Annotated in this window: 12 protein-coding genes; 3 read left to right on the top strand and 9 right to left on the bottom strand. The window is 64.0% G+C overall.

Translation table 11 applies throughout. The features are described from left to right. Positions 1-18 precede the first annotated feature (18 nt). Positions 19-2,220, bottom strand: coding sequence for a hypothetical protein (locus OKW28_RS25190; protein WP_429449805.1), 2,202 nt, complete (start codon positions 2,218-2,220; stop codon positions 19-21). Positions 2,221-2,779: 559 nt separating this feature from the next. On the opposite strand from OKW28_RS25190, the gene OKW28_RS25185 reads away from it, so the two are divergent. The 3 genes from OKW28_RS25185 to gmd are packed head-to-tail and all read left to right on the top strand — an operon-like array spanning position 2,780 to position 5,708. Next, on the top strand, positions 2,780-3,862 hold the full coding sequence (locus OKW28_RS25185) for an acyltransferase family protein (RefSeq protein ID WP_429449803.1): 1,083 nt from the start codon (positions 2,780-2,782) through the stop codon (positions 3,860-3,862). Next, the gene (locus OKW28_RS25180) at positions 3,859-4,608 is read left to right on the top strand and encodes an SGNH/GDSL hydrolase family protein (RefSeq protein WP_429449801.1); all 750 of its coding nucleotides are present in this window, start codon (positions 3,859-3,861) and stop codon (positions 4,606-4,608) included. Before OKW28_RS25185 ends, OKW28_RS25180 begins: the two co-directional genes overlap by 4 nt. Before the next feature lie 56 nt (positions 4,609-4,664). Next, entirely contained in the window at positions 4,665-5,708 is a 1,044-nt protein-coding gene (gmd, locus tag OKW28_RS25175) for a GDP-mannose 4,6-dehydratase (RefSeq protein ID WP_429449799.1), read from the top strand. Positions 5,709-5,750: 42 nt separating this feature from the next. On the opposite strand, the gene OKW28_RS25170 is transcribed toward gmd, so the two are convergent. The 8 genes from OKW28_RS25170 to OKW28_RS25135 form a co-directional block, all read right to left on the bottom strand. Next, entirely contained in the window at positions 5,751-6,116 is a 366-nt protein-coding gene (locus OKW28_RS25170; protein ID WP_018418019.1) for a response regulator, read from the bottom strand. A gap of 31 nt (positions 6,117-6,147) precedes the next feature. Beyond that, complete coding sequence (locus OKW28_RS25165; RefSeq protein ID WP_429449797.1) at positions 6,148-7,128, bottom strand: chemotaxis protein CheX; 981 nt, start codon at positions 7,126-7,128, stop codon at positions 6,148-6,150. Positions 7,129-7,161: 33 nt separating this feature from the next. Then, a complete protein-coding gene (locus OKW28_RS25160) occupies positions 7,162-7,701 on the bottom strand; it encodes a hypothetical protein (protein ID WP_429449795.1) in 540 nt (179 codons plus the stop codon). Next, on the bottom strand, positions 7,698-8,429 hold the full coding sequence (locus OKW28_RS25155; RefSeq protein WP_429346601.1) for a methyl-accepting chemotaxis protein: 732 nt from the start codon (positions 8,427-8,429) through the stop codon (positions 7,698-7,700). The genes OKW28_RS25160 and OKW28_RS25155 overlap by 4 nt, the downstream gene beginning before the upstream one ends. Before the next feature lie 37 nt (positions 8,430-8,466). Continuing rightward, positions 8,467-10,845: an ATP-binding protein gene (locus OKW28_RS25150; RefSeq protein WP_429449794.1), complete on the bottom strand. Its 2,379-nt coding sequence runs from the start codon at positions 10,843-10,845 to the stop codon at positions 8,467-8,469. A gap of 328 nt (positions 10,846-11,173) precedes the next feature. Then, positions 11,174-12,340, bottom strand: a complete 1,167-nt coding sequence (locus OKW28_RS25145; protein WP_429449792.1) for a glycosyltransferase family 4 protein — start codon at positions 12,338-12,340, stop codon at positions 11,174-11,176. A 70-nt stretch (positions 12,341-12,410) separates the two neighbouring features. Further along, complete coding sequence (locus tag OKW28_RS25140; RefSeq protein ID WP_429449791.1) at positions 12,411-13,640, bottom strand: glycosyltransferase family 4 protein; 1,230 nt, start codon at positions 13,638-13,640, stop codon at positions 12,411-12,413. Next, a complete protein-coding gene (locus OKW28_RS25135; RefSeq protein ID WP_429454447.1) occupies positions 13,637-15,082 on the bottom strand; it encodes a glucose-6-phosphate isomerase in 1,446 nt (481 codons plus the stop codon). Before OKW28_RS25135 ends, OKW28_RS25140 begins: the two co-directional genes overlap by 4 nt. Between the last annotated feature and the right edge of the window lie 37 nt (positions 15,083-15,119).

Here is a 15,119-nt window from a genome sequence, read left to right as displayed (position 1 = left end):
CAGCGAGGCCAACGCACCTCAAGGCTTCCAGCGATACATCAGCACCTTGCCGCGCGCGTCTTCCTCGACGAACACCAGGTACTCGCCATCGCCGCGCTTCGTCGCGCTGATACCGTTCGGCACGTCGACCCAACCCGACGCGCGGCCCACTTCGGGGCCCGGCCGGATCACGCCGAGTTCCTTGCCGCTGTCCTTGTCCCACACGTGCACCGCGCCGACCGGCTCGACGCCGAACACGTATTGCCCCTCGACCGTGACGCCGATGATCGTCGCGATGGGCTTGCTCTGCGTCTGCCACGGCAGCGTGATCGCGTAGCGCTGCACCGGCTTGCCGCTCGACCACTTGTCATAGCGCACCAGCACGCGCCCCACTTCCTTCCAGAAGCCCTGCGCGGTCGGCATATCGGCCGTATAGCCGCTCACGTACATCGTGTCGGTGTCCGATTCATAGATCGCGCGATGCAGTTCGCTGAACGGTGCCGGCACCGGGTACTGGGTCAGGTTCGAGTACGAGTAGACCGGGTTGCCCTTCGCGTCGAGTCCGCCGAAACGGAAGCGATAGATGCCCTTCGTATCCCGGGTACGCCAGATGTCGCCGGCCATGTCGACCCACCAGCCCCAGCCGCCCGCGAGCTTCGTGCCACTCGTGTTCAGCGTGTATTCGTCGCGATCGAAGCGCCCGTCGCCATTCGTGTCGCGCCAGATCCAGTCACCACCCGGCGGTGCATTCGGCACCTTCGCGACCGCGCGCTCGCGACCTGCGATAAATCCCGAGGGAATCGCGGTCTCGCCGTCATGCTGCGGATCGAAGCGATAGATCTTCAGATGATCCGCATACATATCGGTCAGATAGAGGAACGTGTGCCCCTTCAACCGCCGCGCGATCGGCAGACCCGGATACTGGTCGGTATGGAACACCGGATCGTCCGGGTACTTGAACCGATTCGACAGGAACCCCGCGTATTTCCAGTCCTGTCCAGACGGCTTCGACAAATCGAGTTCGAAGCGCTTGTTGCCGGTATAGACGCTGTCGGGCCGGGCCGGATCGATCCACGCGCCGTCGACGAACAGCAGCCCCTCGACCTGCCAGTTGCGCTTGCCGTTCGGCGCATAACTTTCGAGCGTCGCGCCGAGGCCCGCGCCGATCGGCTCGTAACGCGGACCGATGCCATTGGTCGACACGTACACGTTGCCGCGCGCATCGACACCCACGCCGGTCAACCCGTTGAATCGCAACGGTCCGGGCTTGCCCGCGACGCCGCTGAAAATGCCGCCGCGCTCGCCGAGCGTGCCCGACTCCGTGTAGCGGCCGTCGCGCTTCGTGAAGAACAGCACCTGCTGGCGCGGACCGTTATCGGCGATCAGGAGGCGGCCTTGCGCATCGACGGCGAGGCCGACCGCGACCGTATCGGCCGGCAGCGTGATGGTCTCGTCGATGCGCTGACCGGTCGCCGTGTAATGCTCGATACCCGGCGCGCGATCGCCGCGCGTGCCGCTGAGCACCCATAGCGTGCCGTCGGGCGCGAGCGCGATACGTCCAGGCTCGTGCACGTTCCACGTCGCTTTCTGCTGCATCGATTCGGCATCGTAGACTTCGATGCGATTGCGCGCGGTATTGGCCGCGAACAGCGTCGTGTCGTTCGCGGCGAGCCCGCCGATCTCGGCATTCGTGCCGGTCGGCACTTCGTTCATCATCAGAAAGCCGGCCGCGAGCTGCGCGTGCGGGTCCGCGTTTTTAGCCGCGGGCTGAAACGGTGCCACGCGCTTCGGCTCGTCGATCAGGCGCCGCGAGATACCAAACCATTGCTTACCCTTGTCCGGCCACACGCCCGGCTCGACCAGGCGGCCCTTTTCATTGCCGACCGCGATCGCGACGAACGCATACTTCCGGTTGACCGCGATCGCATTGCCGCCGGCGTTGCCCCAGCCATGCGTGCCGCCCGCGAAGCCGAGCATCTTGCCGTCCTGATAGACGCTCGCTTCAGCGCCGCTTTCGTCCCACGGCGCGTTCGTATAGACCTTGCCGTCGGGCGTGACCGCGATCGCGGTGATATCGATCTGCGTCCATGTGCCATCGCCAAAGCCGAAGCTGTTGCCGATCCATGAGGTCTTCGCGTTCAAAGCGGTTTCGGCGCGAGCCGGCAGACTGGCCGATGCGGCGACGACGCCGGCAGCGCAGGCTGTCAGGGCGAACCAGCTTTTGAACGTGATACGGCGCAAGGCGGAACCTCCAGTCGATGTCCGGTCAACGCGATGCACGCGGACCTGCGCCCGCTCGGGGCGAAATTCAGTGATGTGGCAAAGCGAAACGAAGCGCAACCGATTGAAGCGCGGCGCCTGAAGGCAGCCGTCCGCACGGCTAAGTTACGCGGAAAAAATGCGGTGACGAAAATCGAAAATAATTCAAAAATATTCGTCCGCTTATACGTCGCAAAAAGAAACGATTTTAAAAATCGATAAAAGCGCAAGCCTCGCCGTCAGTCGCCTCTGTCGCGACGATCCCCCGTTCCTACCGATGTGATATCACGCAATGCGCATTTATTACGGATTGCCCGATGCTCACCACATAAACATATAAATCTATCGAGAATGGCCAAAGAAATACCCTGTTTCAATCTGATTCAATTAGCCCATTCCAACGGGTTTTTTCTCGAGTTTCTTTTCCCTAGAATCGATTGCACTTCAGTTGCGACGCGAAGCGCGCGCCTGTTCGCTGGCAAGCCGTGGCGAACCGCGCAGCGCTTCGCCCGGCTCATCCGCTTTACACCATGGACGGTTCATGACAGCCAGCGCATTGCCCCTCGCGCCCTCCCATTCCCGCATCGTGCAGCTCGACGGTCTGCGCGCGATCGCCGTGCTCGCGGTGTTCGCGCAGCACGCGTTGAAAGCGCCGCTATGGATGGGCGTCGATCTGTTCTTCGTTTTGAGCGGCTTTCTGATCAGCGGCATCCTGCTCGATCGCAAGTCGCGCCAGCAGTCGTATTTCAGCTATTTCTATGCGCGGCGCGCGCGCCGCATCCTGCCGCCGTACCTGCTGCTGATGGCCGTGTCGTCGCTGCTGTTCGGCCTCGCGTGGGCGCAGCACTGGTACTGGTACGCGTTCTTCGCGACCAATATCGGCGATGCGCTCAATCAAAGCGGTCATGACAGCCTCAACGTGCTGTGGTCGCTCGCGGTCGAGGAGCAGTTTTATATCTTCTGGCCGTTCGTGATCCTGCTCGTGCCCGAGCGTCTGCTTGGGCTGGTGGCGGCCGCGCTGATCGTTCTGGTGCCGCTGCTGCGCGCGCTCGCGACGCCGTGGTTCGATTCGTTCTGGCCGATCTACTACCTGACGCCGTTCCGCATGGATCTGCTCGCGGCCGGCGCGCTGCTCGCGGTTGCCGTGCGGCGCGATCGCAATGCGCTCGAACCGTTCAAGGGACTCGCGGTGCTCGGCGCTCTGGCCGCGCTTGCGGTGCTGGCATGGCTGCATCTTCACTACCCGCGTTTTCGCGCAGCGAATACGCCGTTGTCGAATGCCGGGCTGTATAGCGTGTCGCTGGTGCTGTGTACATCGATCGTCGTGATCGCGCTGCAGAGCAAGGGCATCGTGAAGCGGCTGTTGTGCAATCGCGTGCTCGTTTATATCGGCACCATCAGCTACACGATCTATCTGATCCACCTGAGCGTGCTGTACATGGTGTGGCCGCTGCATCTGAATCGCTATCTGAGCGCCGCGATCGCGCTCGCTATCACGCTCGTGTACGCGAGCATCACGTGGTTCGCATTCGAGAAGCGCCTGATTTTCGGCGCGCGCGGGTCGGGAGCGACGACCCGCGCCGGCGCCGACGTTGCACGGCAAGCACCGCAAGGCCGCGCATGAACCGCCTGGCCGTTGTTGCTGCCCGCGTGCTGGGTGTCGTGTCGGCGCTGATGCTGATCGCGCCTACAACGCGCGCGGCCGTGGCCGAGCCGGCAGTGTCATCGCCGACGCAACTGCTGATCGACGCTTACGGCGACTCGACCACGCTCGGCATCACCTGCAGCGATGGCCACTGCGGCCCGCAAGCCCGCAACGCCGTCACGTATCTGCAGCAAGCGTTGCAGGCGCATGACGGCGAGCGCGTGCGCGTCACGAACTACGGCGTCGGCGGCACGATGGCCTGGCAGTTGCGCGACGGCACCGGCAATCGTCGCGCGGGGCCGACGGCGGGACTGCCGTGGCGCGAACGTCTCGCCGCCTCGCCCGCGCGGATCGTGTTGATCAACTACGGCATCAACGAAGTGATGCACAACCAGACGCCCGAGCAGTTTTACGCGGCCGAGACGTCGCTCGTGCAAACCGCGCGAGCGCTCGGCAAGGAGCCTGTTTTGCAGACCTCGAACCCGATGCCCGATGACCGGCTCAACGCCCGGCTCGCCGCGATGATAGCGATGACGCGACGCGTGGCCGCCGAACAGCAGGTGCCGCTCGTCGATCAATACATGTATGTGAGCAGCCTGCCCGACTGGAAGTCGCTGATGTCGGACGGCGCGCATCCAAAGCCGGAGTTGTACCGGCTGAAGGCCGAACAGGATTATCGGGTCGTCGAACCGTTGGTGCGGCGGCTGCTGGACAACGCGCATTGAGTCAGGCCCTTACGCGCGTTCCGTTCTCTTTTCTCTCACAAACTAGAAGGCAAGCTATGAGCCAACCACGCAAAGCGATCATCACCGGCGTATCCGGACAGGACGGCGCCTATCTGACCCGGCTGCTGCTCGACAAGGGCTATCACGTGACCGGCACCTACCGGCGCACGAGTTCGGTCAACTTCTGGCGCATGCGTGAGCTTGGCGTGCTCGATCATCCGAATCTGCGTCTCGTCGAACACGACCTCACCGACCTCGGCTCGACGCTGCGCCTGCTCGACGGCACGCAGGCCGACGAGCTGTACAACCTCGCCGCGCAGAGCTTCGTCGGCGTGTCGTTCGACCAGCCGGTGACCACCGCTGAAGTGACCGGCGTCGGCGCGCTGAATCTGCTCGAAGGCCTGCGTATCCTGAGCCCGAAGACACGCTTCTACCAGGCGTCGACCTCCGAGATGTTCGGCCTCGTGCAGGCGGTGCCGCAACGCGAAAGCACGCCGTTCTATCCGCGCAGCCCGTATGGTGTCGCGAAGCTGTTCGCTCACTGGTCGACGATCAACTATCGCGAGTCGTACAACCTGTTCGCGAGCAGCGGCATTCTGTTCAATCACGAATCGCCGCTACGCGGCCGCGAATTCGTCACGCGCAAGATTTCGGACACGGTCGCGAAGATCAAGCTCGGCAAGCAGGACGTGCTCGAACTCGGCAACCTGAGCGCGCAGCGCGACTGGGGCTTCGCACTCGAATACGTCGAGGGTATGTGGCGCATGCTGCAGGCCGACGCGCCCGACACCTTCGTGCTCGCGACCGGCCGCACCGAAACGGTTCGCGATTTCGTGCGCATGGCGTTTACGGCGGCCGGCTATCAGCTGGAATGGTCGGGCAAGGACGAGCGCGAGACCGGCATCGACGTCGCGACCGGCAAGACGCTCGTGCGGGTCAATCCGAAGTTCTATCGGCCGGCCGAAGTGGACCTGCTGATCGGCTGCGCGGACAAGGCGCGCGACACGCTCGGCTGGCAACCGCAAACCTCGCTCGAACAGCTGTGCCAGATGATGGTGCAGGCGGACATCGCGCGCAACGAGCACCACGAGACGTTCTAACACGGCATCCGTGTGCGGCGGGGCTCGCCGCACACTGCCCCGTCAACCCGCCAGTTTCCGGAACGTCTCGAGCACCGCATCGCCCTTGAACGGCTTGACGATCCAGCCCTTCACGCCGGCGGCCTTGCCGCGCTCCTTCATCGCGGGGCTGCTTTCGGTCGTCAGCATGATCACGTTGACGGTTTTGTTCGCGAGTTCGCCGCGGATTTTTTCGACCATCGTCAGGCCGTCCATATTCGGCATGTTCACGTCGCTGACGATCAGGCGGATATTCGAATCCGTTTTCAGCTTCGCAAGGCCATCCTTGCCGTCGATGGCCGTCGCGACGTCGAGACCGTTTTTCGCCAGAAAACCCGCGACTTCATCGCGTACCGTGCTCGAATCGTCCACCACCAGAATCTTTGCCATAACCATTCCCTTGCGTCACCGACGCGTCGTATCAAAACAGATCGAGTTCGCCGGACTCGACGAGGTCGTCGACATCCACCGCGTTTTCAGAAAAATCTTCGGGTGACCAGCTCAGGTTGAAAACGAAGCGCTGGTCGATCGACACCGACTGTCCGCTCGCGGCGTCGCTCAATCGATATTGAAACCGCAACTGCGGATTGTCCGAGCCGAACGAGATGTAGCGATGCTTGTGATTGACCAGCAGTGGCACCTGCACCTGACTTGCTTCGCGAGCGTTCTGCTGACCGAGGAAGCGGTCCTTGAATGCCCCCCAGATCAGATTGGTCAATTCGCCGAGCACGTCATTCAGATCGCGAAAGCCCGGTTGCCCCGCGCCCATGCCGGAATCGCGTGCCGCGCGGTCGCGATCGATCATGCCGAGCAGCGGCTCCTCTTCGGCCTGCATCAACATATAGCCGCGACACCAGCTGCCTTCGAGCGGAATCAGGCTGAAGACCTCGCCGAAGATGATTCGATCGCGCACGATACTGGGCGTGTCGCGTTGCAGCGTGACGCCGTCGAACAACGTGGCGAGCCGCGCTTCCGTGATCTCCGCGATACCGCGCACGAGCGCGTTCGGGAAGTCGAGGCTGAAGATGTATTGATCGACGGCTTCACGCAGCGCCGTCAGATCGGCGGCATTGAAATGCGCGCATGCCGCGTTCGTCAACGGCTTCGGAAGCCGTTCGAGCGGCGCGTTGCCGCTCGAACGCAGGATCACCGGCAGTTCGGGGCGCAAGGCATTGATGCGCGCGGCGGTCGTAGCCGCCTGCTCGACCGATCCGCCGTAGTTATCCGCCAGCAGAACGCCGCCGAGATCGATATTGGTGGCCAGTACCGAGCCGAGGCGGTTGCTGTCGCGCACCTTCAGTGCGATCAGGTTGTATTCGTCGAAAAAGAGCTTCAGCGCTTGCGCGTGTGCCGGACAGTCGTCGAGCACGAGCAGCTTGCTGACGGGCTTGCTGGTATTCATCGTGTTTCAGTCTGCGAATGCAGTGTTGAGGGGCTAGAAAAGTTCGAGTTCGCCTTCGGCCTCGTCGGCCGTGGCGAGTTCAGCCTTGAAATCGAGCGGCGCCTGCGCGCATAGACATAACGTGACACCCAGCCGGGCCGCACCGCCGATCGTCAGCTCGTACGCCCACACGTGATCGGGCCGCAACTCGTCCAGATACTCGACACAGGCGCCGTTCAATTCATACGGCGTCGACATGCCAAGATCGGGGAAATGATTGACCAGTTGCTGGTTCATGTAGCCGCAGCACAGGTTGCCGAGTTCCATCAGCGTTTCCGACAGCGAACGCGTCGTGTCGCCGCTGGCGTAGTAGGCGTGCGTCGCGTCGTCCTTGCCGAAATGCAGCACGAACAGCAGACGAAAGCCGATCGACGAGATCGTCAACGCCATCGCGCAAGGTCCGGCCGGATGATCGCGATCCCACCTCGGCACCGCCGTGATCTCGCACGAATCGCCCGGCGTCGCGGGCAATCTCGCGCGGGCCGCGTGACAGAAGATGTCCGCGATGCTTTGCTTCGCCTGATCGGTAGTCACGCCGCGGCCTGCTCGAGCCGGGATTGGAACTGGGTCGCCAGCACTTCGACACCGCCGAGCGACGCCGTGATCATCTTGCCGCCGGCCTGGATGTCCTGGAACGTCGCCGCCGTCGTCAGGTCGTTGCGATGCAGGCTCTCGCGATAGCTCTTCGACAACTCCTGCGAGCGCGACGCCAGCGAGCGCACTTCGCCCGCGACGATCGAAAAGCCGCGCCCCGCGGTGCCGGCGCGCGCCGCTTCGATCGACGCATTCAGCGAAACGATCAGCACGTGCTGCACGATCGACGACAGCTCCTGGTTCTTCTTGTGCATGTCGCGGTTCTGCGACATCAGCGAAATCATCTGCTCGTGCCAACGCTCGAACGTGATGGTCAGCGTTTTCAGACGGCCCGCCTCGTGCGCGATCCGCGTCGCATGCTGCAGCCATTCGTCGCTTCGCGAACTCGCGGCGTCGAGCGACGCCTGCAACGCTTCGCGATCGTGCGCGCACTGCCCGGCTTGCGCGCGCAGATCGGCGAGCATCGACTCCAGTGCGGCGCGCTCGCTGTTGGCCTGCTCGCCGAGCCGGACCGCCGCGTCGAGTTGCTGCTCGAGAGCCTGCCGCGCGAGCGCGTCGACACGTTGCGCCTGCGCACCCGCGCGAAGCTTCCGACGATAAAAAATTCCCGTCGCGAGTGCGCAGAGGATACCGCCAACGCCTGCGGCCAAAAGATAACTTTCAAGCACAACCTGCTCCCATCGCTTCGTTCAATCCATCAGGCCGTCAGCCTGCTAACGCATCCGCGTCACGCTCGCGCGCTGCATCGGCGGACGCGTCGAGACTGTCCACCGCCCAGTCCTCGGGGAACGACACGACGGTCTGAAAGCGGCGATAGTCCGCGCCGCGGCGATCGTCGGTGAAACGCAATTCGATGCGGCCATGCTCGCGCCGCACGAAATCGCGCACGGCATCCATGCCGACGCCGCGGCCCGAAATCTCGCTGACGGTCTGCGCGGTCGAGAAGCCGGAACGGAAAATCATCTCGGCAATCGCTTCGTCGCTGAGCGCGGCATCGGCGTCGATCCAGCCGCGTTCGATCGCGGCCCCACGGATTTTCGCGAGCGCGAGACCGCGGCCGTCGTCGCTGATGGTGATCTGCAGCGCGTGATGGTCGACGCCCACTTCCAGTTCGATGACGCCGGCCGGGTCCTTGCCGTTCGCGACACGCTCGGCGGCAGGCTCGATGCCGTGGTCGACCGAGTTGCGCAGCAGGTGCGTGAACACATTGCGCAGCGTATGGCTGACCTCGCTGCGCACGCGGTAGCCGTTGTTACCGATGCTGACGACCGGCGCCTCCTTGCCGAGTTCGGCCGCCAGAGACGGCAGCGAGTCGAGCACGCCCGCGAGCGCTTCGTAGATCGATTCGGTGCCCAACAGACGCAGTTCGCGCTGCAACGATTCGCGCATCGACACGAGCGCATCCCGGTCGGCCGGATCGGCGCTTTCGAGCAGATCCAGCTGCTTCTGGATCAACTCGCGATCGACCATCAGGTAGCGATCCACCGCGCCGCTCTGGCCCGGCCCCTTGCGGCCGAGGCTCACTTCGTTGATCGTCGCGTAGGTTTCGAGCGCGGCCTTCACGCGCTGCAGATCCTCGATCAGAAGCTGCTGGTCCCACGCTTCGCTGCTGTCAGCGCGGCGCAATGCGTCGTAGCGCTGTTCGGTTTCGTGGACGATGCCGGTCAGATGCTGAAGGCTGTACGTGCGCGCATTACCCTTGACGGTGTGCATGTTGCGGAACAGCTCGGCGACGGCTTCGTGACTCGGCTCGTGATGCTGACGGATGATCCGTTCGTTCTCGCTGATGAAGCCCGTCGCGCTTTCGACGAAGTGATGGAACTTCTCCTGACTCACCGCGAGAATCTCGCCGATCATTTCCAGCCGGCGCTTCTGTTCGCCGGCCTCGGCGGCGAGCGCGCGCAGTTCGGTCACGTCGCGCACGCACAGCATCAAACGCAGCACGACGTCGTGTTCGTCGGTGATCGCCGACCAGCTCAGATCGAGCGTCTTCACGCGGCCATCGGCCATCGGCTTGGCGATTTCGTTGACGAGCAGGTGCTGATTGAACTCGAAGTTCATGCTGTCTTCACCGATGCATGCCTGCAGCGCCGCTTCGATCTGTGAGAGCGCATCGCTGTTGATATCGGTGCCGCCGAACACGAGATCGAGCAACGGACGGCCCGCAATCTCGCGCGTCTCGAAGATGGCCTCGAGATAGGCGGAGTATTCCGGATGCACGACCACGCCTTCGACCACCGTCAGAATCCCCTGCTGCATGTTTTGCAGCATCGCCTGGATATCGGCGGTCTTCTGCTTCAGTTGCAGCGAGCTTTGCTGGATCTTCTCGATCATGCCGTTGAACGCGACGATCGAATGACCGATCTCATCCATGCGTCCGACCGGCACGCGACGCGTGAAGTCCTGGCTCGCCGCGATCTCGCTCATCTCCACCTGCATGCGGCTCAGCGGCCGGGTGATCTGGCGATACAGCAGCGCGCTGATCAGCAACAGCACGACGATGGCCGCGCCGGTCGCGGCGCCGATCGCCGTCGTCGTGGTGGCGAGCGCGCTGTTCAGTTCGTCGATCGCGGCGTCTTTCTGGCGGTTCTTTTCGATCCGCAGCGTCTCGACGATGCCTTCGAGTTCATCGCGGTATTGCGCGACGTTCGCGAACAGATAGGCCTGCGCCAGTTCGTTCTTGCCGTCGGCCTTCATCTTCGCGGTGTCGTTGACCGCGTTGAAATAATTCGCGAGGCTGTCGCGCGCCTGGCTCACGAGCCCGGTTTGGGCCTGACCTTGCGCGGCCTTCGCCTGCACGTCGAGCGCCGCCTGCAACGACGCTTCCTTGCTCTTCAGCAGGTCTTGAGCCTGCGAGACCATGTTCGCGTCAGGCGCATAGACGAGCGTCATCATCGCGAGCTGCACGTCCTTGACCTGCGATACGAGGTCTGCCGACGCGAGCGCGCTCGGCACGACGCCCTGGGTGACCTGCCTGACGTTGGCGGCGCTGTTGCGGGTCTGAAGCACAGCGTATCCGCCAATGGCGGATAGCGCGACAAGCATCAGAATGACGAGAAGCGTGATGCGGTGGCGGATGGTCATCTGAGAATCCCCGAGATCAGAAAATACAAGGTCCCCGCTTTTTGGCGGGACGCCCGTGTGTTTTTGTACTTTCGGGCGCGGGGATTATCGTCGCGGATGTGTGACGTCAACGTGACGAAGTCGACGCCGGGCGCCACGTTTCAGGGATTTGAAAAATAAGGTTGGAAAATCGCGGCCAGGGGCTGATCCGGGCTCAAGTTCAACAGAAATGTGCCGTTATTGGTAGCCTGTTTTTTTGCCGGTCTTGCGGCGACATGAACGCGAGGCCCGAACGCAGCGATCCGAGCCCCGCCCTTTTTTCATTCGATTGAACCGCCGCCGCTGCGCTTCAATGCAGCACGCTCCCCGCAATCGCTTCGGCATACACCGCCGCGACCCGCTTCGCGATCACCGCGTTATCGAAGCGTTCGCGCGCATAGCGGCGGCATGCATCCGCATCGGGCAACTTCAGCGTACCGTTCAGCGCGCCGGCGAGACCCGCGGCGATCGCAGCTGCGCCGGTCTCCGGCAACACCAGATCGGGCGACAATCCCGCCACCGCCTCGGGCAATCCGCCGACCGGCGTCACCAGCACCGGCGTGCCCGACGCGAGCGATTCGACCGTGATGAGCCCGAAGCCTTCCAGCGCGACGGTCGGCACGACGCTGAGATTGGCCGCGCGATACAGCGCCGCCAGATGCTGATCGGGCACGAAGCCGAGCAGCTTCACGTTGTGTTCGAGCCCCGCGTCGGCGATGCGTGCCTCCAGCTCACCTTCGAGCCGACCCTTGCCCGCGATCAGCAGCAGCACGTCGGGCGCTCTGCGTTTGAGCAGCTTCACCGCATCGATCAGATCTTCGAGACCCATGCGCCGCACCAGCCGTCGCACCGCCAGCACGATCGGTCGGTCCTGCGGCAATTGCAGACGCAGACGCGCCTCGGCCTGCGTGATCGGCAGATTGAACTGCTCGACATCGACGCAGCCCGGCACCACGCGCACGCGCTCCGGCGAGATGCCGTAGCGCGTCGTGAGAATCTTGCCGAACGCGTCGGACAGTACGATCAACCGCGATGAACGCGCGTATACCGACTGCTCCAGATAACGCTTCGCGCGCTGGCCGAACGAATCGGCGCCTTCGACGTGGCTCTCGTCGGCCCACGGTCCCTGAAAATGCGACACCTGCGGAATGCCGCGCGTCACGTCGAGCCCCGGAAACGTATAGAGCGCGAAGTGCGACGAAATCACATCGGGCCGCGATGTGCGGATTTCGTGGCGTAGCGCGCGGCGTGCCGCCATTAGCCGCAGCGGCAGCGATTGCGCGGCGGGGCCGAAACCGTTGATCGCGCCACCGGTATCGGCCGCGACTTTCGGCGAGCCGGCGACGACGCCGCGCACCGCGACGCCCGCGCCCGGCAGCGCGCCGACCAGCGAGTAGTACATGCGGTCGAGGCCGCCCGCGCGTTCGGGAAACCAGTGCATCCCGATCTGCAGTGATTTGATTGAGCCAGTCGTCATGATGGTGTGCCCCTGTGTGTTGCTTCCGGTGAGTTGCTATGTGTAGACGTGGATGGCGCGCTTCGCGCGGTCATTCCGCGCTCTTCTGTCCGGCGAGATGGTTCAGCGTCAGCGCATCGTTCTGCGCGACGACCGTCGCTTCCGTCTGGCTGCGCCGGCGGTTTTCCTGCTGCCCGGCCAGTTGCCGGTACAGCGCGATGTATTGCGCGGCCATGCGCGCCCAGCCGAAGCCGGTCGCGAGTTCGCTCGCGGCTTTGCCCATCGCGTGGCGCGCGCTGTCGTCGCCGGCGAGTTGCGCGACCGCGCGAGCGAGCGCTTGCGGGTCGTCGGGATCGTCCAGCACGATGCCGCACTCGGGCGTGATGATCTCGGCGCCGCCAGCCGTGCGCGCGGTCACGACGGGCAGCCCCGCCGCCATCGCTTCGAGCAGCGACAGACTCATCGCTTCGTAGCGCGACGGGAACACGAACGCGTCGACCGAATGCATCAGCACCGGCATCTCCTTGACGAGCCCGAGAAAATGCACGCGATGCGCGATGCCGAGCGCCTTCGCCTCGTCCGGATACGGGCTGCCCGGCAGAAAGCCGGCCACTGCGATCTGCACATGCTCGGGCAGATGCTTCAACGCGGCGAGCACGGTGCCGAGATTCTTGCGCGGCGTGCGCAGGTCGCCGACGAACAGCAGCAGGAACACATCGTCTGGTAACCCGAACTTTGCGCGATCGCCGCTCGCCGCCGCGAAGCCCTGCGTGTCGACGCCGTTGTAGATGACGTCCACGCGGTTGCGCGGCGTGAGGCCGATTGCGCGGATTTCGTCGGCGACCTTCTGCGACACCGCGGTGATCACCTTCGAGCGCCGGTACGCCCAGCGCTCGAGCAACGCGTTGCAGCGCGTGTAGACCGACTGGTACGCGGACCAGACACCCTTCGTGAGGCCGAACGGATAGTACTTGCTCGCGAACCAGCCGCTATGCACGAAATGCGAGGTATTGACGTCGGCGCGCATCCACGTGATGAAGCCGTTCACGTGCAGCACGTCGTAGTCGCGCCGATGCGCGCGCAGCCACAGCGCGCTCTTCGCCGCGAACACCTGCTGGCGCAGCAGATTGGTGGGCCACCAGCGGCCGATCTTCACCGGCGCCCAGCGCACGTTAGGATGCGCGAGCAGCTCGGGCGCCACGTGCGACGCGACCAGCGTCACGCGGATGTTCTCGTCGAGCGCCGCGCGCGCGATCTCGTGGTTGACGCGCCCCTGGCCGTCGTTATGGCGCACTACGTGCGTGACAATGGCGACTCTCAATCCGTGCCTCCGTGGAGAAATAGCGTGCGTGCGCGGTTCATTTTTTCGTGGTGAACCGCGGAAAGAATCGAAAAAGCGCCCATGAAAAGCAGCAAGCCGCCGGTGCCGACCAGCGAGTTCGTGAACACGAGCATCGCGAAGGTCGCAAGACACAGGCTCAGGCACGCGGAGACGAACTTGTCGTCGCGCAGCCTGAACGAGCCGAGCACCGCGCGCGTCAGCAGCCACACGATGCCGGACATGTACAGCAAGGTGCCGGGCCAGCCGAGCACGAACGGAATGTTCATCACGCCGCTGTCGAAGTTGCCGTACTGGCCGAGCTGGCCGCCGTCGTTGGAAAGTTTCGTCGAGGTGCCGGTCGCGCCCATGCCCTCGCCCGAGACGTCGGTAAACGCGGTCTTCGCGAAGGTCGCGTAGAACTCGTTACGCGCCGCGTAGCTCTGGTCGTCGTGCAGATTGACGATCGTGTTTAGCCGCGCCTGCATCCGTTCGGCCACCGGACCGACCGCGAGCAGCGGCACGCACAAGCCGGCGAGCAGTACCGCGCTCGCGACGATGCGCACGCGCACCTTGTTGTTCGACTTCACGAGCTGGATCAAGAGCGCGATGACCCAGCCTCCCCACGTCGAGCGCACGAGGCTCAGCGCGAACGAGAAGAAGCCGAGCGCGGCGGCGATCCAGCGCACGCGATGCTGCGTGGCCATCACGAATACCATCGCGCCCATCATCGCGAACGCGAACGGGCCCGACGAGTTCATCGTGCTGAACACGCGTACGCCCATCGGCACCGGGTCGCCCTGCGAGTTCATCTGCGAGCCGAGCATCCACAGCGCGTCCCACGGCGGCATGATGAAAAACTGGATCAGGCCGTAGCCGCCCATCACCAGCATCCCCCAGATGAACGTGTTGATGATCGTGTCGCGATACTGCGGATACTGGCGCGTGTGCGCCATGATGTGAAAGCCGATCAGGATCGGGTAGAGCCAGTTCGCGAGGTCGTAGGTGGCCGCGAGCGGGCCGCTCGACATCACGCCGATCAGGAACGCGTAGATCAAGCCGAGCAGGATCAGCAGCACCGGCAAACCGCGGCGCTGCGCGAGCAGCCGGTAGTAGCGCAGCAGCGACAGCCCGCTGATCATCGTGACGGCGAGCGGCGCGACCTGGATCAGGCTCGTCGGCGTGAACGCGCCCTTTGACCAGTCGGCGAGACGCCGCACTTCGGGGCTCAGGAACCACAGCCACCACATGAAGCCGATGTAGCGCGCCGGGCTCTTGAAGTAGAGCCACAGACCCGTCAGGATCGCGAGCACTGGGAACGCCAGCGTGAGCACCGTGCCCTGATGCGCGACGATCAGCACCGCGGCGATCAGCCACAGCAAGAGCGGCGGCAGCCATTCTCGCGGGCCGCCTGACAGCAGCCCGCTCGCGGCGGTGTTTTGCAGGGCCGGCGTTGGCCGCGCCTGTCGGCGGCAACGGGTT

Origin of the sequence: Paraburkholderia sp. 40 (assembly GCF_050434105.1) — a bacterium.
GTDB classification, from domain to species: Bacteria; Pseudomonadota; Gammaproteobacteria; order Burkholderiales; family Burkholderiaceae; genus Paraburkholderia; species Paraburkholderia tuberum.
The sequence above is the reverse complement of the archived record's forward strand: the minus strand, read 5'-3'. Positions and strand labels throughout refer to the sequence as shown.